This is a genomic window from Spiribacter curvatus (assembly GCF_000485905.1).
Taxonomy (GTDB): Bacteria; Pseudomonadota; Gammaproteobacteria; order Nitrococcales; family Nitrococcaceae; genus Spiribacter; species Spiribacter curvatus.
Genome location: NC_022664.1, coordinates 1 through 18512 on the forward strand (window position 1 = coordinate 1; position 18512 = coordinate 18512).

Consider the following 18512-nt stretch of genomic DNA (forward strand, 5'->3'; position numbering starts at 1 on the left):
TCAATTCCGCCCGTCGCGTCGACCAGCGCCTTGCTGGTACACGATCAGGCCAGACGATAGACTCGATGCGGTCTCTCTACGATCTTGAGGAAGCACACTCTTGTCCGAATCACTCTGGAAGGGCTGCCTGCAGCGGCTGGAGAAAGAACTCCCCGATCAACAGCTGAATACCTGGATACGCCCCCTGCAGGCCGAGGAGCAGGGTAACCAGCTCCGGCTGTTTGCGCCGAACCGATTCGTCCTCGACTGGGTCCGGGAGCATTTCTCAACGCGCATCGAGGAGCTGCTGGCGAGTCAGTATCCAGATGCGCCGCCGCAGCTGATCATGGAGATCGGCGTCCAGCCATCGGCGCCCCGGGCACCGGCCGCGGAGGAGCGCGAGTCACGGGCACGCACCAGTGCGCCGGCGTCCACGCCCCACAATGCCAACCTCAATCGGGATTTCACCTTCGACAGCTTCGTCGAGGGTAAGTCCAACCAGCTCGCCCGCGCCGCCAGCCTTCAGGTCGTCGATAATCCGGGACAGGCCTATAACCCGCTGTTCATCTATGGCGGCGTGGGGCTGGGCAAAACGCATCTGATGCACGCGATCGGTAACGCGCTCATGAATGCCCGCCCCGATGCACGGGTGCTGTATCTGCACTCCGAGCGCTTCGTCGCCGACATGATCAAGGCCCTGCAACACAACGCCATCAATGAATTCAAGCGCCATTACCGCGGCGTCGATGCGTTGCTCATCGACGATATCCAGTTCTTCGCGGGCAAAGAACGCTCTCAGGAGGAGTTCTTTCATACCTTCAATGCGCTGCTCGAGGGACACCAGCAGGTGGTGATGAGCTGTGACCGCTATCCCAAGGAAATCAATGGCCTTGAGGAGCGGCTGAAGTCGCGCTTCGGCTGGGGACTGACCATCGCCATCGATCCCCCGGAGCTCGAGACCCGGGTCGCGATCCTGCTGAGCAAGGCGGATCAGGCAGGCATTGATATGCCGCCGGAGGTCGCGTTTTTCATCGCGAAGCGCATTCGCTCGAATATCCGTGAACTCGAGGGGGCGTTGCGCCGGGTGATGGCGAATGCCCACTTCACGGGCGCCGCCATCACTGTCGATTTCGCCAAATCCGCCCTGCGGGACCTGCTCGCGCTCCAGGACAAGCTGGTCACAACGGAGAACATCCAGAAAACCGTCGCTGAGTACTACAAGGTCCGTGTCTCGGATCTACTCTCCAAGCGGCGGAGCCGGTCCATCGCCCGTCCCCGACAGATGGCGATGGCGCTTTCCAAGGAATTGACCAGTCACAGCCTGCCTGAGATCGGTGACGCCTTCGGCGGCAGGGATCACACCACGGTGCTGCACGCCTGCCGCAAGGTACAGACGCTGAGGGAATCGGATGCGCGGTTCGATGAGGACTATCACAACCTGTCGAGAACCCTGTCATCATGATGTGGATAACCGGTGGGCAGAAATAAGGACTGATTCTGTCCACAGGTTGTGCAGCTTCCATCCCCGGTCACGGACATTGCCGTGAACAGGATATGAGTTGTATTAATCCAAATAAAATCAATCGCTTGAATCACTTATCCACCGACTGGCGCGTGCCTTGTCACTACAACAGTCTTTAATACACACTCTTATAATAAGAGAAGAACGAGACAGATCATGGAATTCCAGACCGAACGGGAAACCCTCCTCCGACCGCTGCAATCAATCATCGGTGTGGTTGAGCGACGCCAGACACTGCCGATTCTTGCCAATGTGCTGATTGAGAAAACCGAGGATCGACTCTGCCTGACGGCGACCGATCTGGAGGTGGAGCTAAAGACCGATTCCGCGCTTGAGGGCGGACAGCCGGGTCGTGTGACCGTCCCGGCCCGCAAGCTGATGGATATCGTGCGCAACCTGCCGGATGACGTGACCCTGCATCTCAAGCAGGAGCAGGACCGGATCATCGTGAAAGCCGGCCCGAGCCGGTTTTCGCTCGCGACGTTGCCGGCGGATGATTTCCCGACCGCCGACGACGTACAGCCCTCGCATCGATTCGCCCTGCCGCAATCGCAGCTTCGGTGGCTGATCGAGAAGACGCACTTCGCGATGGCCCTTCAGGACGTTCGTTACTACCTCAATGGGCTCCTGATCGAGCTTGAACCGCAGCACTTACGGGCAGTGGCAACAGACGGTCACCGCCTGGCGCTCGCGGCAGTGTCCTCAGCTGACTCGCTCGGCGAAGCGGCGCAGGTTATCGTTCCCCGCAAGGGGGTGCAGGAGATGCTGCGGCTGCTCGATGACGATGAGGAACCGGTGGAGATTGATCTGGGGGCGGGCCACGTCCAGGTCACCCTGGCGGGGATCCGGTTCACCTCGAAGCTCATCGACGGTCGTTTCCCGGATTACCAGCGGGTCATTCCTGAGGAAGAGGGCAGCTTTGCGGTGGTTGACCGCGAGACGCTGCGCAAGGCCCTTGTGCGGGCATCAATCCTCTCCAATGAGAAATATCGGGGAGTCCGGTTCGGGTTTGAGGGCGATCAGCTTCGGATCCAGTCCAATAATCCCGAGCAGGAGGAGGCCGAGGAGCAGGTCCCGGCCAGTTTCAGTGGCGAGGCGATGGAGATTGGTTTCAACGCCAGCTATATGCTGGATGCGCTCGCGGCGATCGATGAGAAGACCGTTCATCTGCATGTGCGTGATGCGAACAGCAGTGCGCTGATCCTGGGCGAGACCATGCGCGACGCCCGCTACGTCGTCATGCCGATGCGCCTCTAGGGATGGATACGTCAGCGGGTGCGGGTGGCCTCATCCACTTTCGCTGGCAATCCGTCCGACATCTGGAGGCGGGGTCGATTGACCCCCATCATCAGCTCAATGTTTTCCAGGGGGCGAATGCGGCGGGTAAGACCAGCCTCCTGGAAGCGGTCCACTTTCTCGCCCGTTCCCGCAGCTTCATCACCCATCGCACGGCACGGCTGATCCGCAGTGGTGAGTCGGAAGCGCTGGTCAGTGGTCGGATCAGCGCCCATGGCAGCGTTCATCGCCTTGGGGTGCAGCATGGGCAGGGCGAGACGCGGGTTCGGTTGGATGGACGTGATGTCACGGTGCTCTCCGAATCGGCGTGGCTGTTGCCGCTGCAGGTGCTCAATACCGAGGCGCAGCGGCTACTGACGGATGGGCCAGCGGTTCGGCGTGGCTTCCTGAATTGGGGGGTGTTCCACGTGGAACCTCTCTATCGCGATGAGTGGCGTCGCTATCAACGCGCGCTGCGGCAGCGGAACGCGGCACTTCGATCAGGGGATCACCGCCTTGCATCGGCCTGGGAGCCGGATATGGTCGAGGCCGCCGAGTCCGTCGATGCACGCCGTCGCCGGTTTCTGGACGCGGTCATCCCAGCGGCGCTGTCGGTGGCGCATGAGTGGCTGCCCGACGTGACGCTGGACTGGCGCTATCGATCCGGTTGGCGTGCCGGCGAAGCCTTGGGCACCATTCTTGCGGATGCCCGCGGTCAGGAGATCACCCAGGGGTTCAGCCTCCATGGTCCGCACCGGGCCGATTTTCGGGTCATCACCAATGGCGTCGAGGCGACGACATTCCTCAGTCGTGGCCAGCAAAAGCTACTGGTGGCGGCCATCAAGCTGGCCTTGATCGGTTATTGGTCCGCCGCGTCGACCCAGCGACCCGTGATGCTTGTCGATGACCTGCCGGCCGAGCTGGATCGTGGCCATCGTGCCGACCTTGTTCACCGGCTGGAGGCCAGCGGCGCCCAGGTATTCCTGACGGCGATCGAGGGCGACCTGCTCCCGGTGGCCGGTGATGCCCGATGGTTCCACGTGGAACATGGTGGGATCTCGACGACGGACGGATAACCCAAACCCGCCTGTTCCTTGCCGATATCGGTTATACTTAAGGCCTTGTTCGAAAAGGTCATCCGATGAGCGCAAACAGCGAATACGATTCTTCCCAAATCAAGGTCCTTCGTGGACTGGACGCCGTCCGTAAGCGTCCCGGGATGTACATCGGCGATACCGATGACGGGACCGGACTGCATCATATGGTCTTCGAGGTCGTCGATAATGCCGTCGATGAGGCCCTGGGCGGATACTGTACCGAGATCGAGGTCATCCTCCACGGTGATCAATCGGTGTCTGTGCGCGATAACGGTCGCGGTATCCCCGTCGATATCCATCCGGAGGAAGGTCGCTCGGCCGCCGAGGTCATCATGACCGTCCTTCATGCCGGCGGAAAATTCGACAACAATTCCTACAAGGTATCCGGTGGTCTCCACGGCGTGGGTGTGTCCGTGGTGAACGCCCTTTCGGACCACCTGCGGCTCGTCGTCAACAAGGCGGGCAAGCTGTATATGCAGGAGTACCGCGAGGGCGAGCCGGTGGCACCGCTCAAGCTGGCGGGGGAGACCGAGGAGACTGGGACGCGGATCACCTTCCATCCCAGCGCTGATGTCTTCACCAATATCGATTTCAACTACGACATCCTTGCGAAGCGTTTCCGCGAGCTGTCGTTCCTCAGCCCCGGCGTGCGGATCGTCCTCAAGGACGAAAAGAGCGAGCGTGAGGATGCATTCGAATACGCCGGTGGCATCCGCGCCTTTGTCGAGCATCTGAACAAGAACAAGACGCCCCTCCACCCGGCGGTCTTCTTCCTCAGCACCAAGCGTGACGATATCCTTGTGGAAGTGGCGATGCAGTGGAGCGACTCCTATCAGGAGGCGATCTTCTGTTTCACGAACAACATCCCGCAGAAGGATGGTGGCAGCCATATGGCGGGCTTCCGTGGGGCGCTGACGCGGACCATCAACCAGTACATGGATACCGAGGGCTACAGTAAGAAGCTCAAGGTGACGCCCAGCGGCGACGATATCCGCGAAGGCCTGACTGCGGTGATCTCGGTGAAAGTGCCGGATCCGAAGTTCTCGTCGCAGACCAAGGAAAAACTGGTGTCTTCCGAGGTGAAGGGAGTCGTCGAGTCAACGCTATCGGAAGCGCTGCACGCCTTTCTCTACGAGCATCCCAATGACGCCCGGGCGATTGTTGAGAAAGTCGTGGACGCCTCCCGAGCCCGCGATGCCGCTCGCAAGGCGCGGGAGATGACCCGCCGCAAGGGGGCGCTCGATGTCGCGGGTCTACCCGGAAAGCTGGCGGATTGCCAGGAAAAGGATCCCAGCCGCTCGGAGCTCTACCTGGTCGAGGGCGACTCCGCCGGCGGCTCGGCCAAACAGGGCCGGGACCGGCGGACGCAGGCGATCCTGCCGCTCAAGGGGAAGATCCTTAACGTCGAGAAGGCGCGCTTTGACAAAATGCTGTCATCGGCCGAGGTCGGAACACTCATCACGGCCCTCGGCTGCGGGATCGGCCGCGAGGAGTTCGAACCGGAGAAGCTTCGCTACCACCGGATCATCATCATGACCGACGCCGATGTGGATGGATCGCATATCCGCACGCTGCTGCTGACATTCTTCTACCGGCAGATGTCGACGCTGGTGGAGCGGGGGCATATCTATATTGCCCAACCACCGCTCTATAAGGTCCGTCGCGGCAAGCAGGAGCACTACGTCAAAGACGAGCGGGAGCTGACCAACTATCTGCTCCAGCTCTCCCTGTCCGGTGCCAGTCTGCTGCCATCCAGCGAGGCCCCGCTGATTGGTCCCGAGGCGCTGGAGAAGCTGATCCGCCAGTACCTCGATACCATGGAGATGATCGATCACCTCGGCCGGCGCTCGGATCCGGTGATTCTGCGGGCGATGGTGGACCGGCCACCGCTCAATGAGGATAACCTGAGCGATGGCGAGGCGTTGCAGGGCTGGTTCGAGGCGCTCGGCGAGCAGATCAATAAGGGGCTGCCCACCGGTACCGAGTACCGCGTCCGGGTCCAGATCGGGCCCGACGGCGGCTTCCAGGACGCTGTGATCACCAAGCGGATGCACGGGATCCTCTATCCCCACTCATTCCCGGCGGCATTCTTCCTGTCCCGCGAGTACGAGAGCATCCGCCGGCTTGCCGAGTCGCTGGAAACGCTGATCGGTGAGGGAGCCGAAATCCGCCGGGGCGAGCGTCGTCAGACGGTGACCGACTTCCGGACGGCGGTGGAATGGCTGATGGACGAGGGCAAGCGCGGCCTGTCAGTGCAGCGCTACAAGGGGCTTGGCGAGATGAATCCCGATCAGCTCTGGGAGACCACGATGGACCCGGAAACCCGCCGACTGCTGCAGGTGAAGATCGAGGACGTGGTCGGCGCTGATGATATCTTCACCACACTGATGGGGGATCATGTCGAGCCCCGCCGTGCATTCATCGAGAAGAATGCGCTGCAGGTCAGCAACCTCGATATCTAGGATCGGTCAGCCGCTCCATCGCCGATTCGATCCACTCCTCGGCCTCGCGGTTCACGGCGGCCGGTGTCCGACCGGCGGTATGGATCGTGGGGCCGATCTCCACAGTGATGACCCCCGGCGTCAGTCGAACGCCCTGGCGCGGCCAGTGTTCACCCGCATTGTGTGCCACTGGCGTCACATTCACCCCGGCCTGGCAGGCCAGTAACGCACCGCCCTGCTGATATCGACCGCGCTGTCCAGGATCCATCCGTGTTCCCTCCGGGAAAATGACGACCCAGTGGCCCTGGGCGAGTCTGGCGGTACCCTGCCGGATGACCTGGCGCAGTGCCTCACGCCCGGCGTTGCGATCGATAGCGATGGGATCGAGCCGGGCGAGTCCCCATCCAAACACCGGGATTTTCAGCAGCTCACGCTTGAGCACCCAGCTCTGCGGGTAGAACCAGGGCAATAGATTGAGGGTCTCCCAGGCGCTCTGGTGCTTTGCCAGCATCACCCCCGGATCCTTCGGTAGATTATCCAAGCCATTGATTTGCAAACGGATTCCACCGATGTAGCGAACCATCAACGCGACAATGCGGCACCAGCGGGTGATCCACCAGTACCGCCAGCGCAGCGGCAGGGGAAAGCTCGGGACACTCAGCGTGGCCCAGATCACCACCGTCACCACAAGGCCGATCCGGAACAGGAGGCCCCGGATGAGGCTGCCGCGTGGCGCGGTCGAATCCTGCGTCGACGGACTCATGAGAGCAGTGTCTCCACAGCAGCGGCCAGATCGTCGTAAACCGGCACATCGCCGGTCTGTTGCGCCTCAGTGCGCTGACCGTTGCCGGTACGGACCAGCCACGCCGAGACGCCGGCGCGTGCAGCGGCGTCGATATCGCGCTGGCTGTCGCCAATCAGGATGGTGTCTTCAGCCCTGCAGTCGAGCTGATGCAAGGCCTGGTGAATGAGCCCCGGTGCGGGCTTGCGGCAGTGACAGCCCTCGCCCGGGCCATGCGGGCAGAAAAAGATCCCCGCCAGTGCGCCACCGGCGTCCGAGACGGCGGTCTGCAGGTGCCGGTGAATAGCGGCGAGGCAATCGTTGGTGAGCATGCCGCGGGCAAGGGCCGACTGATTGGTACAGACTGCGACCGGAATCCCGGCCGCGGTCAGACGCGCGATCGCCTCAAGGCTGCCGGCGATCGGCTGGAACGCCGCGACACTGAGGATATAGCTGTCGGCGTCTTCATTGATGACGCCATCCCGGTCGAGGAGTACGCAGCCAGCGCGCACCGCTCAGCTGGACTCCGGCAGCGCCGAAACGTCAGCGATCGCCAGGAACAGCTGCTGGAGGCGCTGTAGCAGCGCCAGGCGGTTCATCTGTATGGCAGCGTCATCGCTCATGACCATCACCCCATCGAAAAACCGATCGATCGGCTCACGCAGCTCAGCGAGCTTTGCAAGGGCCTCGCTGTAACCACCCTGCGCGATCAGTGCCTCCACCGCCGGGGCGCGCGCCGCCATGGCGGTATTCAACGCCTGCTCGGCCGGCTCAACCAGGCGGTCGGTATCGATATGCGCCGGTGGTGTCCGGTCGGCCTTACGAAGGATATTGCGGATGCGCTTATTGGCGCCGGCGAGGCTGCCTGCGGCGGGCAGCCGGGCGAAGTCGTGGCAGGCCCGCAGCCGGCGGTCAAAATCCAGCGGCTCGAGGGCATCGGGCGCGTGGACCGAGCGGACTGCCTCGAAGAGCTCGGCGCCATAGCCCGCCTCATGGTAGAGCCCACGCAGTCGTTCGAGACAGAATTCGACCAGTGGCTGAACCTGTGCACCGGCATTGAGCTCCGCCGGCTGGTGGGCGGCCGCATCTTCAAGCAGAGCGGTCAGATCGATCGGGTGCTCCCCCTCGATGAGGCTGCGGAGTAACCCGACCGCCGCGCGTCGCAGCGCGAACGGATCCTTCGCGCCGGTGGGCGCCTTGCCGATGGCAAAGATCCCGGTGAGGGTATCGGCGCGTTCGGCGACAGCCAGCAGCCGGCCCAACGGCGAGGCGGCAATGGCGTCGGCGGCGAACCGGGGTTGATAGATTTCATCGAGGGCAATCGCCACCGCCGGCGCTTCGCCGTCCTCGGTGGCGTAGTAGCGGCCCATGACTCCCTGTAGCTCGGGGAATTCATCGACCATCTCCGTGACCAGATCGGCCTTCGCCAGCCGCCCGGCGCGTCGTGCCTGCTCGGGATCGGTCTCAAAGCGCTCGGCATAACGGGCGGCGAGATCCGCGACTCGTGCCGATTTATCCGCCAGGCTGCCGAGCTGTTTCTGGAATACGACCTGCTCGAGGGCCGGAAGGCGCGACTCCAGGGTCCGGGCCCGATCCTGATCCCAGAAGAACGCTGCATCGGCAAGCCGTGGCCGGATGACCCGCTCATTGCCGGCGACCACCCGGGCCGGATCGCGACTGTCGATGTTGGCGACGGTGATGAACCGCGGCAGCAGGTGGCCATCCGCGTCACGCACCGGGAAGTAGCGCTGGTGACCCTCCATGCTCGAGATCAGTGCCTCCGGCGGGACGCGCAGGAAGGCCTCGTCGAAGCTTCCCGACAGCACCACCGGCCATTCCACCAGGGCATTGACCTCATTGAGCAGCGCCGGATCGATCACTGCATGACCACCGATACGCTCGCCTTCGGCACGCACGCCCTCGAGGATATGATCCCGCCGATCCGTGCGATCGACGAGGACATGGGCATCGCGCATCGCCGCCGTGTAGTCATGGGCATGGGCAAGCACCACCGGGGCCGGGTGATGGAAGCGGTGACCGCGGCTTTCCCGGCCGCTGTCGACGCCGAACACGGTCACCGGGACGACCGCTTCATCGAGCATGAGCACCACCCAGTGCACCGGGCGGACGAATTCGCTGGTCTGATCGCCCCAGCGCATTCGCTTGGGAATCGGCAGATGGCTCAGGGCATGCTCGATGATGCCGGGCAGCAGCTCCCGCGTGTCGCGGCCGGATTCGGTACCACGATGCGCGAGCCAGGCCCCCTCGTCGGTCTCCAGGGTCTCTAGCTGATTGACGTTAACGCCGCAGGAGCGGGCGAAGCCCTCGGCGGCACGGGTTGGTGCACCACTATCGTCATAGGCCACGGCCAGCGCGGGCCCACGGCGCTCGAAGTCGCGGTCGGGCTGGCGACGCGCGACCGCCTCGATCTGGACGGCGAGGCGGCGGGGCGCACCCAACGCCCGGCACGTCGTGTATTCGACACCGGCACGCTCGAGACCGCCCGCCACTGCAGTGGCGAGGCGATCACTGAGATCGTCCAGGGCGCCGGGCGGTAGCTCCTCCATGCCCAGTTCGAAGAGCAGCGTCGCGGTATCACTGCTCATGCCGCACCCCGTCTGGACTCGGTCGTCGGACACAGCGGGAAGCCGAGTGCTTCACGCGAGTCGTAATAGGCGCGGGCCGACGCCCGGGCCATGGTGCGGACACGCAGGATGTAGCCCTGCCGCTCGGTCACCGAGATGGCGTGCCGGGCATCGAGCATATTGAAGGCATGGGAGGCCTTCATGGTCATCTCATAGGCCGGGAGGGCCAGCCCCTGGTCAACAAGCCTCAGCGCCTCGCGCTCGCAGGTGTCGAATTGCGTGAAAAGGCTCCCGACATCGGCTTCCTCGAAGTTGTAGCGGGACTGCTCACGCTCGTTCTGCAGGTAGACATCGCCGTAGGTGACGGGTCCGTCGACGCCCTCGCTCCAGACCAGGTCGAACACGCTCTCCACCTCCTGGAGATACATCGCGATCCGCTCCAGACCATAGGTGATCTCGCCCATCACCGGCCGGCAGTCGAGGCCGCCGGCCTGCTGGAAATAGGTGAACTGGGTGATCTCCATGCCGTTGAGCCAGACCTCCCAGCCGAGCCCCCATGCGCCCAGCGTGGGCGACTCCCAGTTGTCCTCGACAAAGCGGATGTCATGGACCAGCGGGTCAATGCCGAGCGCCTCCAGCGATCCCAGGTACTGCTCCTGGATGTCCGCCGGCGAGGGCTTGAGCGCGACCTGGAACTGGTAGTAGTGCTGCAGGCGGTTGGGGTTCTCGCCATAGCGGCCGTCAGTGGGCCGCCGGGATGGCTGGACATATGCGGCGCGCCAGGGCTCCGGGCCGATCGACCGCAGGAAGGTCGCGGGATGGAAGGTCCCGGCACCGACTTCCATGTCGAGGGGCTGCATCAGCACACAGCCGCGGTCGGCCCAGTATTTCTGCAGCGCAAGAATCAGCGCCTGAAAGGTCATGGAGGCTCTCCAGCGAAACGGCGAAAGGCCGAAAGTATAGCCCGGCCACGCCACCCCTGTCAGGCCGCGCTCCGCCACTGATTGCACGGGTTTGGTGCGCTTGATCAGGCAAACGCGTTAGAGTGGTGCATGCACCCCGACTGGTGCCCCGTATTGGTCATATTGGGGCCCGATTTGGTGCGCTCTGACGGATTGGCACGGAAAATGCTTCTCCCCGGGGGACTTTTTAACGGATACGACTGGAGGCCAAACGATGGCTCAAACCGCCGACGACGTTCTTGCAATGATTAAGGACAACGAGGTCCGCTTTGTGGATCTGCGCTTCACCGACCCCAAGGGCAAGCAGCAGCACGTCACACTGCCGGCCCACGCCGTGGATGCGGATCTCTTTGCCGAGGGGAAGATGTTTGACGGATCCTCGATCGATGGTTGGAAGGGCATCAACGAGTCGGACATGATTCTCATGCCCGATGCCGATACCGCCATGCTCGATCCGTTCTTCGACGACATGACCCTCACGCTGGTCTGCCAGATCATCGAGCCCAACACCATGCAGGGTTATGGCCGTGACCCGCGCTCCATCGCCCAGCGCGCCGAGGCCTATCTGCAGTCCACCGGCATTGGTGATGTCGCCTACTTCGGGCCCGAGAACGAGTTCTTCGTGTTCGATGACGTGCGCTATGGCACCAACATGAGCGGCTCGTTCTACAAGATCGACTCCGAGGAAGCGGACTGGAACACCGAGAAGGTCTATCCCGATGGCAACATGGGCCACCGTCCGGGCGTGAAGGGCGGTTACTTCCCGGTGCCCCCGGTGGACAGCCTCCACGACATGCGCTCGGCGATGCTCGAGTGCCTGACCGACGTCGGCATGACCACCGAGGTGCATCATCACGAAGTGGCCACCGCCGGGCAGTGCGAGATCGGCGTGGGCTTCAACACCCTGGTGAGGAAGGCCGATGAGGTGCAGACCCTCAAGTACGTCGTGCACAACGTCGCCGCCGCCTACGGCAAGACCGCCACGTTCATGCCCAAGCCGGTCGTGGGTGATAATGGCAGCGGGATGCACGTCCATCAGTCCATCGGCAAGACTGGCGAGATGCTGTTTGCCGGCGATCAGTACGGGGGGCTGTCCGAGACGGCGCTCTACTACATCGGCGGGCTGATCAAGCATGCCCGGGCGATCAACGCCTTCGCCAACGCCTCGACCAATAGCTACAAGCGGCTGGTCCCGGGCTTCGAGGCGCCGGTGTTGCTGGCCTACTCGGCCCGTAATCGCTCCGCATCCGTGCGGATCCCGTGGGTGGCCAATCCCAAGGCCCGGCGCATCGAGCTGCGCTTCCCGGACAGCACCGCCAACCCGTACCTGTGCTTTGCGGCGATGCTGATGGCCGGTCTCGACGGGATCCAGAACAAGATCCACCCCGGTGATGCCATGGACAAGGATCTCTACGACCTTCCGCCCGAGGAAGAGGCGGATATTCCCAAGGTGGCCTTCTCGCTGGAGGAGGCGCTGGACGCGCTCGACAAGGATCGCGAGTTCCTGAAGGTGGGCGGTGTCTTCAGCGACGACGCCATTGATGGCTACATCGATATCAAGCGCGAGGACGTCCAGCAGCTGCGGATGACGACGCATCCGATTGAGTTCAACCTCTACTACAGCGTCTGATCCGCTCGCACTGTGACGATGTTCGATCAAAGACCCCCGCACCTGCGGGGGTTTTTTTCTTCAATCGAGGGCGACGATGACGAATGCCGCGACAATCGATGCCTGCGGAATCCTCGATAACCTCACCCGTGCCGTGGTGGTGATCGACGCCGGGCGCCGGATCGTTCGCATGAACGCGGCAGCGGAATCGCTCCTGCATATGAGCAGTCGGCAGGCGCTGGGCGAGCGGTTCACGCAGGTCGTCCCGGCCCTGGCGGTTCTCGAGGAACCGATTGAGCAGGCCTTTGCCCAGGCGGCGAGTTATACCGAGCGGGAGATGCGCCTCAGCCTTGGGCCGGACCGCACCATTACGGTGGACTGCGCGATCACGCCGCTCGATCAGACCGAGACGCTGTTGCTGGAGTTCGAGCAGCTCGATCGCCATCTGCGCATCTCCCGCGAGAACCGGCTGATCGCGCAGAACCAGGCGATCAGGGAGCTCATCCGGGGTCTGGCCCACGAGATCAAGAACCCGCTGGGTGGGCTGCGTGGCGCGGCGCAGCTGCTGGATTCGGAGCTCGATGATGATGACCAGCGCGAGTACACCCGCATCATCATCAGCGAGGCCGATCGGCTACGGACGTTGGTCAACGGCCTGCTCGGGCCCGATTCACGGATCGAGCACTCGCCCACGAACCTCCACGAGGTCCTCGAGCATGTCCGCAGTCTGGCGGTCGTCGAGGCCCCCGAGGGAGTGGAGATCCATCGTGACTACGATCCGAGCATTCCGGTGATGGCGGCAGCCAGCGACCAGCTGATCCAGGCGCTGCTCAATCTGGTGCGCAATGCCCTGCAGGCGGTCGGCGAGAGGGGCCGGATCACGCTGCAGACCCGCACCCAGCGGCGTTTCACGATTGGTGAGCGTCAGCACCGGCTGGTGGCGCGGATCGAGGTGATTGATAACGGACCGGGGATCTCCCCGGCGATGCAGGATCAGATTTTCTACCCGATGGTGACGGGACGGGCGGAGGGCAGCGGTATTGGCCTGCCGATTGCCCAGAACCTGGTGAATCAGCATGGCGGGCTGATTGAGTGCACCAGCGAGCCCGGGCACACCGTCTTCACCGTCTGGTTACCGCTGGAGGATGCCTGATGGATGACGCAATCAATGTATGGATTATCGATGATGACCGCTCGATCCGGTGGGTCCTGAAAAAGGCGCTGGAGCGGGATGGCATGCAGGCGGTGGACTTCGAATCCGGTGAGGCGGCGCTGGCGGCGATGGGTGACGGCGCGCCGGATGTACTGATCACCGATATACGCATGCCGCGGCTCGATGGGCTGACGCTGATGAAGCGGGTCAATGCGTTCGACGCCGAGCTGCCGGTGATCGTCATGACCGCCCATTCCGATCTCGACGCGGCGGTGTCCGCCTATGAGGGTGGCGCGTTCGAATACTTGCCCAAGCCCTTCGATGTCGAGGAGGCCATCGATCTGGTCCGCCGGGCGGCCGCGGCGGTCCGCAGCAGTGCGCCGGCGGCCGATCCCGGCGGCGAGATGCCGGAGATCATCGGCGAGGCGCCGGCGATGCAGGAGGTGTTCCGTGCCATCGGCCGTCTGTCGCGCTCCAATATCACCGTGCTGATCAACGGCGAATCGGGGACCGGCAAAGAGCTGGTGGCGGGCTCGCTGCATCGCCATAGTCCACGGGCGGAGAAGCCGTTCATCGCCCTCAATATGGCCGCGATTCCACGCGATCTGATGGAGTCTGAGCTGTTCGGTCATGAGAAGGGCGCGTTTACCGGCGCCCACCAGGTCCGGCGTGGCCGTTTCGAGCAGGCCAATGGGGGCACGCTGTTCCTCGATGAAATCGGTGACATGCCCGCCGAACTCCAGACCCGGCTGCTGCGCGTGCTGGCGGACGGCGAGTTCTATCGGGTGGGTGCCCATACGCCGATGCGGGTGGATGTACGCATCATCGCCGCAACCCATCAGAACCTCGATCACCTGGTGGCGGAGGGGCGTTTCCGCGAGGATCTGTTCCACCGTCTGAACGTTATTCGCATTCACTGCCCGGCGCTGCGTGAGCGCCAGGCGGATATCCCGTCACTGGCGGATCATTTCCTGCGCCGTGCCGCTCGTGAGCTCAATGTCGAACCCAAGCAGCTTGCGCCGGCTGTCGAGCAGCGGATGCAGGCGCTGCCCTGGCCCGGCAATGTCCGCGAGCTGGAGAATACCTGCCGCTGGCTGACGGTCATGGCCAGTGGTCGCACGGTGCAGATGGAGGACCTGCCGCCGGAGCTCGCCGGTGTCGATGAGCCGGTGCCAGCCAGTGGCGCGGCGGATTGGGAGAGCGCCCTGGCGCGTTGGGCCGATCAGCAGGCGGAGAGCCAGAGCGATGGTGCCCTGGCCGCCGCTCATGGTCGCGTTGACCGGGTCCTGATCGAGGCGGCGCTGCGACGTACCGGGGGTCGACGTCAGGATGCCGCAAGGCTGCTCGGCTGGGGCCGCAACACCCTCACACGCAAGATCCGGGATCTGCAGATGCGGGTATAATCACCGGCCATGCTGCCCCATGTTGTCCTCCACCGTCCCGAGATTCCGCCTAACGCCGGCAATGTGATCCGGCTCTGCGCCAACAGCGGCGCGCCGCTGCATCTGATCCGGCCGCTCGGGTTCGGACTCGACGACCGGCGGATGCGCCGCGCCGGTCTGGACTATCATGAATTCACGGCGATGCGGGTGCATGATGATTTTGCGGCGTTTCTCGACGCCGTGGCGCCGAACCGGGTCTGGGCGCTGACCACCGGTGGCCAGGTCCGCTTCGATCGACCGGCCTATCAGCCCGACGACGCGCTGCTCTTTGGCAGCGAGACCGCCGGGCTCCCGGACGCGGTCATGGCACAGATCCCTACGGAGCGACGACTGCGGTTGCCCATGCAGCCCGGCAATCGCAGCCTCAACCTCTCCAACAGTGTGGCCGTGACGGTCTATGAGGCCTGGCGGCAGATTGACTTCGCCGGTAGCGTCGGGATCGATTGAATCAGCTCAGGCGATCATCAAACTCCGCGCCGGGGCGGCGCTCCATGAGGGCCTCTGCCGCGCTCATGGGTGAGCGCCCGGTGGTGATGATCGATTCGACCGCCGCGCAGATCGGCATATCCACGCCCAGCCGCCGTGCCAGCCCGCCCACCTCGGTGGCGGTGCGGACACCCTCCACCACGGCCCCGATCTGGGCGGTTGCCGTGTCGATGGATGCCCCGCGGCCCAGCGCGAGCCCCATCCGGCGGTTCCGCGACTGATCGTCGGTGCAGGTGAGCATCAGATCGCCGAGCCCGGCAAGCCCCGTGAGCGTGCGGTCGTCGGCGCCGAGTGCGGCCCCCAGCCGACGGACTTCGGCGAGCCCGCGGGTGACCAGCCCACTGCGGGCATTGGCGCCGAACCCCAGGCCATCGGCGATGCCGGTGGCAATGGCGAGGATGTTCTTGACGGCACCACCAAGCCCGACACCGATCAGATCATCGCTCAGGTAGACACGGAAGCGCTCATCGTGGAAATCGGCGCAGAGCCGGTTGCCCACGGCCCGATCCTGGCAGGCAAGCACGATCGCGGTCGGCAGACCGTGGGCCACTTCCCCCGCAAAGCTGGGACCGGACAGTGCCGCCAGCGGGTGGTCCGGCAGCGCTGCCGCTGCCACATCGTGGAGCAGTCCGCCGCCGGCGTTGTCGAGTCCCTTGGTGGCCCATACCACCGGGGTGTCCGCGGCAATGGCCGGCGCGAGGGCCCGCATTGTCGTGGCGAAGGCATGACTGGGGACCGCGACCAGGACGGTCGTGGCGGTGGCAACACTGGCGGCCAGATCAACGGTCGGCCGGACCGTCTCCGGGAGCCGGATATCGGTCAGATGGCGGGGATTGTAACCGGTCGCCGCCATGGTCCGTGCCATGTCAGGATCATGGGCCCACAGGCGGACGTCGTGGCCGCTTCGCGCCAGCACCAGGGCAAGCGCCGTGCCCCACGAGCCGGCGCCCAGCACCGCGTAGTCCGCCATCGCCTCAGCCCGCGGTGTCGGTTTCCTCGCCGCCGGTCGCCTCGGCGCCGGCCGCTTCCTGCTGGCGCTGACGGGCGTAGAGGGCGTCGAAGTTGACCGGTGAGAGGGTCATGGGCGGGAATCCGGCCTTGCCGGTCAGGTCACTGACCGCCTCACGGGCGTAGGCGAAGAGCACGCCCGGGCAATAGGCGCCGAGCAGCTGATCGGTGGCGTTGTCCTCGAACCCGGCCACGGTGAATAGCCCCGCCTGGTGGACCTCGCAGAGATAGGCGGTGCGCTCTTCCACAGTGGCGGTCACGGTGACCGTGAGCACGACCTCGTAGAGGCCCTCACCGATGGTGCTGCGCCGTGTGTTCAGCTCGACCTTGGCTTCGGGCTTCCATGACTGGGTGAAAACCTCAGGCGCGCCGGGGGTCTCCACCGAACTGTCCTTGAGATAGATCTTCTGGATGGTGAACTGCTGCGGGTTGGCGTTCTCGCCGGCGGCCTGACCATTGGCGCCGCTGGCGTCTGCGTTCGTTGATTCGGCCATTCTGTCTCCCTCGAGTCGGTATCAATAATGGGGGGGTCAGCCGCGGCCTTCCGTGGGAAGGCTCGCCTCACGCCAGGCGTTGATCCCACCGCGCAGCTGTCTGACGTCGGACCAGCCCTGGGCCTCGAGGGCCTGAATGGCCTTGAGGCTGCGCTGGCCGTTATCGCAGTAGACGACGATGGTGCGGTTGCTGAAGCGTTTCAGCCGATCCTGACGCTTGTCGATATAGGCCATCGGCAGATTGATGGCCGCGGGCAGATGGCTGCCCTGGTAGGCGTTCTCGTCGCGGATGTCGACGAATACCGCGGCGTCCTGGTTGTACAACCGGGTGGCCTCGGCGGTATCGACGGCCTGACGGCTGCGCCGGTAACTCAGATACTCATTGGCGATCAGCGCCGCCAGCACGGCGAGCAGCGATGCGATGAGCAGTGGGTGATTGGTGCTGAACTCTATGACTCTATCCATGACCCGGCGCTGTTAGGATGCGTATTGGGCCGCAGAGTATACCAGTCGAGACGCCATACCGATGATCCGATGCCTCCTTGCCATCTGTGTGATGTTGCCGAGCGCCATCGTGCTGGGCCAGAGCGATGAGCTGGCATCACGCGAGGCTCGCCTCGAGACCCTGCGCGAGCAGATCGGTGAGCTGCAGTCACGCATCGCGCAGGACCGGGAACGCGCCGGGGGGCTGGAGGCGGAACTGAGCGAGCTCGAGCAGCGGATCGGCCGCGAGCGTCAGGCGCTCAGTGCGCTCGATGAACAGATCCGCAAGCGCCACCAGCGGATCGCCGAGCTGGAGTCGGCCATTGCCACGCAGTCGCGGCGCAGCGAGGCGCTCCGCGAGCGGCTGGCGGAGAGCCTGCGGGCGACGCACCGCCAGGGCGACACGGCGGCCCTGCGGCTGGTCCTGAACGCCGACGACCCCGCCCGTCTGCAGCGGCTGCTGGTCTATCAACAGGTGCTGGCGGGCGCCCGCAGCGAGCAGGTCCGGGAAGCCGAGGCAGCGATCCGTCGGCTTGGCGATCGGCGCGCCGAGCGCGAGTCGGCGCTGGCAGCCCAGCGGGCCGACCGCGACAGGCGCCAGACCCGGTTGGGTGAACTCCAGGCCGATCTGGCCGAACGCGATGCCCTGCTGGATGAGATCCGCGGCCGGATCCGTGATCGCGACGCCCGGCTCGCTGCCCGCCGGGAAGAGGCGGCGACGCTGAACGGGTTGATCGAGGATCTGCGCGAGCGGCTGGCATCCACGGGCCCGGCGCCGACGCAGGGCGCCGAGATGGCCACCGGCGCGCTGGCATGGCCCCATCAGGGGCCGCTACTGGCGCGCTATGGCAGTGAACGAGCCGGTGATCTGGACTGGACCGGACTGCTCATTGGTGGTGAATCCGGCGATCCGGTCAGGCCGGTGGCGCCGGGACAGGTGGTGTTCGCCGACTGGTTGCGTGGCCTGGGTTTGCTGCTCATTATTGATCACGGCGAGGGCTACCTCAGTCTTTACGGGCGCAATGAAGCGCTCTATGTCGATGTCGGCGATCGGGTGACGGCGAGTGATGTCATTGCAACCGTCGGCCGTAGCGGCGGGCGCGCCGAGCCGGCGCTTTATTTCGAACTGCGCGCCGAGGGCAGGCCAGTGGATCCACTGGTGTGGCTACGGTCGCGGGACAATCAGGGTTGAGGG

16 protein-coding genes are annotated in these 18512 nt (G+C 64.3%); 9 read left to right on the forward strand and 7 right to left on the reverse strand.

From position 1 onward, the window contains the following. The first annotated feature begins 100 nt into the window (after window positions 1–100). The 4 genes from dnaA to gyrB all read left to right on the forward strand — a co-directional run bounded on the left by dnaA (window position 101) and on the right by gyrB (window position 6335). On the forward strand, window positions 101–1441 hold the full coding sequence (dnaA, locus tag SPICUR_RS00005) for a chromosomal replication initiator protein DnaA (protein WP_023364737.1): 1341 nt from the start codon (window positions 101–103) through the stop codon (window positions 1439–1441). Window positions 1442–1657: 216 nt separating this feature from the next. Then, on the forward strand, window positions 1658–2758 hold the full coding sequence (gene dnaN, locus SPICUR_RS00010) for a DNA polymerase III subunit beta (protein WP_023364739.1): 1101 nt from the start codon (window positions 1658–1660) through the stop codon (window positions 2756–2758). A 2-nt stretch (window positions 2759–2760) separates the two neighbouring features. Further along, window positions 2761–3852, forward strand: a complete 1092-nt coding sequence (gene recF / locus SPICUR_RS00015; protein WP_023364741.1) for a DNA replication/repair protein RecF — start codon at window positions 2761–2763, stop codon at window positions 3850–3852. A gap of 65 nt (window positions 3853–3917) precedes the next feature. Further along, window positions 3918–6335: a DNA topoisomerase (ATP-hydrolyzing) subunit B gene (gene gyrB, locus SPICUR_RS00020; protein ID WP_041381512.1), complete on the forward strand. Its 2418-nt coding sequence runs from the start codon at window positions 3918–3920 to the stop codon at window positions 6333–6335. Here gyrB and SPICUR_RS00025 read toward each other — a convergent pair. From SPICUR_RS00025 to glyQ, 4 genes are read right to left on the reverse strand one after another with little or no spacing between them, the layout of a single operon-like run. Beyond that, the gene (locus tag SPICUR_RS00025; protein ID WP_023364745.1) at window positions 6316–7077 is read right to left on the reverse strand and encodes a lysophospholipid acyltransferase family protein; all 762 of its coding nucleotides are present in this window, start codon (window positions 7075–7077) and stop codon (window positions 6316–6318) included. The two genes, gyrB and SPICUR_RS00025, sit on opposite strands and share 20 nt — an antisense overlap. Continuing rightward, a complete protein-coding gene (gene gmhB, locus SPICUR_RS00030) occupies window positions 7074–7607 on the reverse strand; it encodes a D-glycero-beta-D-manno-heptose 1,7-bisphosphate 7-phosphatase (RefSeq protein ID WP_023364747.1) in 534 nt (177 codons plus the stop codon). Before gmhB ends, SPICUR_RS00025 begins: the two co-directional genes overlap by 4 nt. Before the next feature lie 3 nt (window positions 7608–7610). Beyond that, window positions 7611–9701 (reverse strand): glycine--tRNA ligase subunit beta, encoded by a 2091-nt coding sequence (gene glyS / locus SPICUR_RS00035; protein ID WP_023364749.1) that lies wholly within the window; start codon window positions 9699–9701, stop codon window positions 7611–7613. Then, window positions 9698–10603 carry a glycine--tRNA ligase subunit alpha gene (gene glyQ, locus SPICUR_RS00040; protein WP_023364751.1) on the reverse strand — a complete coding sequence of 302 codons (906 nt, stop codon included), beginning with the start codon at window positions 10601–10603 and terminating at the stop codon, window positions 9698–9700. The genes glyS and glyQ overlap by 4 nt, the downstream gene beginning before the upstream one ends. 253 nt (window positions 10604–10856) lie before the next feature. Here glyQ and glnA point away from each other — a divergent pair, with 253 nt between their 5' ends. The 4 genes from glnA (at window position 10857) to SPICUR_RS00060 (ending at window position 15293) form a co-directional block, all read left to right on the forward strand. Beyond that, window positions 10857–12272 carry a glutamate--ammonia ligase gene (glnA, locus tag SPICUR_RS00045; RefSeq protein ID WP_041381515.1) on the forward strand — a complete coding sequence of 472 codons (1416 nt, stop codon included), beginning with the start codon at window positions 10857–10859 and terminating at the stop codon, window positions 12270–12272. Between the two features lie 76 nt (window positions 12273–12348). Then, a complete protein-coding gene (glnL, locus tag SPICUR_RS00050; protein WP_023364755.1) occupies window positions 12349–13404 on the forward strand; it encodes a nitrogen regulation protein NR(II) in 1056 nt (351 codons plus the stop codon). After that, window positions 13404–14807 (forward strand): nitrogen regulation protein NR(I), encoded by a 1404-nt coding sequence (ntrC, locus tag SPICUR_RS00055; RefSeq protein WP_023364756.1) that lies wholly within the window; start codon window positions 13404–13406, stop codon window positions 14805–14807. Before glnL ends, ntrC begins: the two co-directional genes overlap by 1 nt. A gap of 12 nt (window positions 14808–14819) precedes the next feature. Then, a complete protein-coding gene (locus SPICUR_RS00060; RefSeq protein WP_041381907.1) occupies window positions 14820–15293 on the forward strand; it encodes a tRNA (cytidine(34)-2'-O)-methyltransferase in 474 nt (157 codons plus the stop codon). A 1-nt stretch (window position 15294) separates the two neighbouring features. On the opposite strand, the gene SPICUR_RS00065 is transcribed toward SPICUR_RS00060, so the two are convergent. From SPICUR_RS00065 to SPICUR_RS00075, 3 genes are read right to left on the reverse strand one after another with little or no spacing between them, the layout of a single operon-like run. Continuing rightward, window positions 15295–16302 carry an NAD(P)H-dependent glycerol-3-phosphate dehydrogenase gene (locus SPICUR_RS00065; RefSeq protein ID WP_023364760.1) on the reverse strand — a complete coding sequence of 336 codons (1008 nt, stop codon included), beginning with the start codon at window positions 16300–16302 and terminating at the stop codon, window positions 15295–15297. 4 nt (window positions 16303–16306) lie between these two features. Then, the gene (secB, locus tag SPICUR_RS00070; protein WP_023364762.1) at window positions 16307–16834 is read right to left on the reverse strand and encodes a protein-export chaperone SecB; all 528 of its coding nucleotides are present in this window, start codon (window positions 16832–16834) and stop codon (window positions 16307–16309) included. A gap of 36 nt (window positions 16835–16870) precedes the next feature. Then, on the reverse strand, window positions 16871–17299 hold the full coding sequence (locus tag SPICUR_RS00075; RefSeq protein ID WP_023364764.1) for a rhodanese-like domain-containing protein: 429 nt from the start codon (window positions 17297–17299) through the stop codon (window positions 16871–16873). A gap of 61 nt (window positions 17300–17360) precedes the next feature. Here SPICUR_RS00075 and SPICUR_RS00080 point away from each other — a divergent pair, with 61 nt between their 5' ends. Then, complete coding sequence (locus SPICUR_RS00080; RefSeq protein WP_077176279.1) at window positions 17361–18509, forward strand: murein hydrolase activator EnvC family protein; 1149 nt, start codon at window positions 17361–17363, stop codon at window positions 18507–18509. The last annotated feature ends 3 nt before the right edge of the window (window positions 18510–18512 follow it).

Bases quoted from the DNA above. Each gene is read 5' to 3' on its own strand.
- dnaN (WP_023364739.1), top strand. From the start codon at position 1,658: ATGGAATTCCAGACCGAACGGGAAACCCTCCTCCGACCGCTGCAATCA.
- recF (WP_023364741.1), top strand. From the start codon at position 2,761: ATGGATACGTCAGCGGGTGCGGGTGGCCTCATCCACTTTCGCTGGCAA.
- gyrB (WP_041381512.1), top strand. From the start codon at position 3,918: ATGAGCGCAAACAGCGAATACGATTCTTCCCAAATCAAGGTCCTTCGT.
- SPICUR_RS00025 (WP_023364745.1), bottom strand. From the start codon at position 7,077: ATGAGTCCGTCGACGCAGGATTCGACCGCGCCACGCGGCAGCCTCATC.
- glyS (WP_023364749.1), bottom strand. From the start codon at position 9,701: ATGAGCAGTGATACCGCGACGCTGCTCTTCGAACTGGGCATGGAGGAG.
- glyQ (WP_023364751.1), bottom strand. From the start codon at position 10,603: ATGACCTTTCAGGCGCTGATTCTTGCGCTGCAGAAATACTGGGCCGAC.
- glnA (WP_041381515.1), top strand. From the start codon at position 10,857: ATGGCTCAAACCGCCGACGACGTTCTTGCAATGATTAAGGACAACGAG.
- glnL (WP_023364755.1), top strand. From the start codon at position 12,349: ATGACGAATGCCGCGACAATCGATGCCTGCGGAATCCTCGATAACCTC.
- ntrC (WP_023364756.1), top strand. From the start codon at position 13,404: ATGGATGACGCAATCAATGTATGGATTATCGATGATGACCGCTCGATC.
- SPICUR_RS00065 (WP_023364760.1), bottom strand. From the start codon at position 16,302: ATGGCGGACTACGCGGTGCTGGGCGCCGGCTCGTGGGGCACGGCGCTT.
- secB (WP_023364762.1), bottom strand. From the start codon at position 16,834: ATGGCCGAATCAACGAACGCAGACGCCAGCGGCGCCAATGGTCAGGCC.
- SPICUR_RS00075 (WP_023364764.1), bottom strand. From the start codon at position 17,299: ATGGATAGAGTCATAGAGTTCAGCACCAATCACCCACTGCTCATCGCA.
- SPICUR_RS00080 (WP_077176279.1), top strand. From the start codon at position 17,361: ATGATCCGATGCCTCCTTGCCATCTGTGTGATGTTGCCGAGCGCCATC.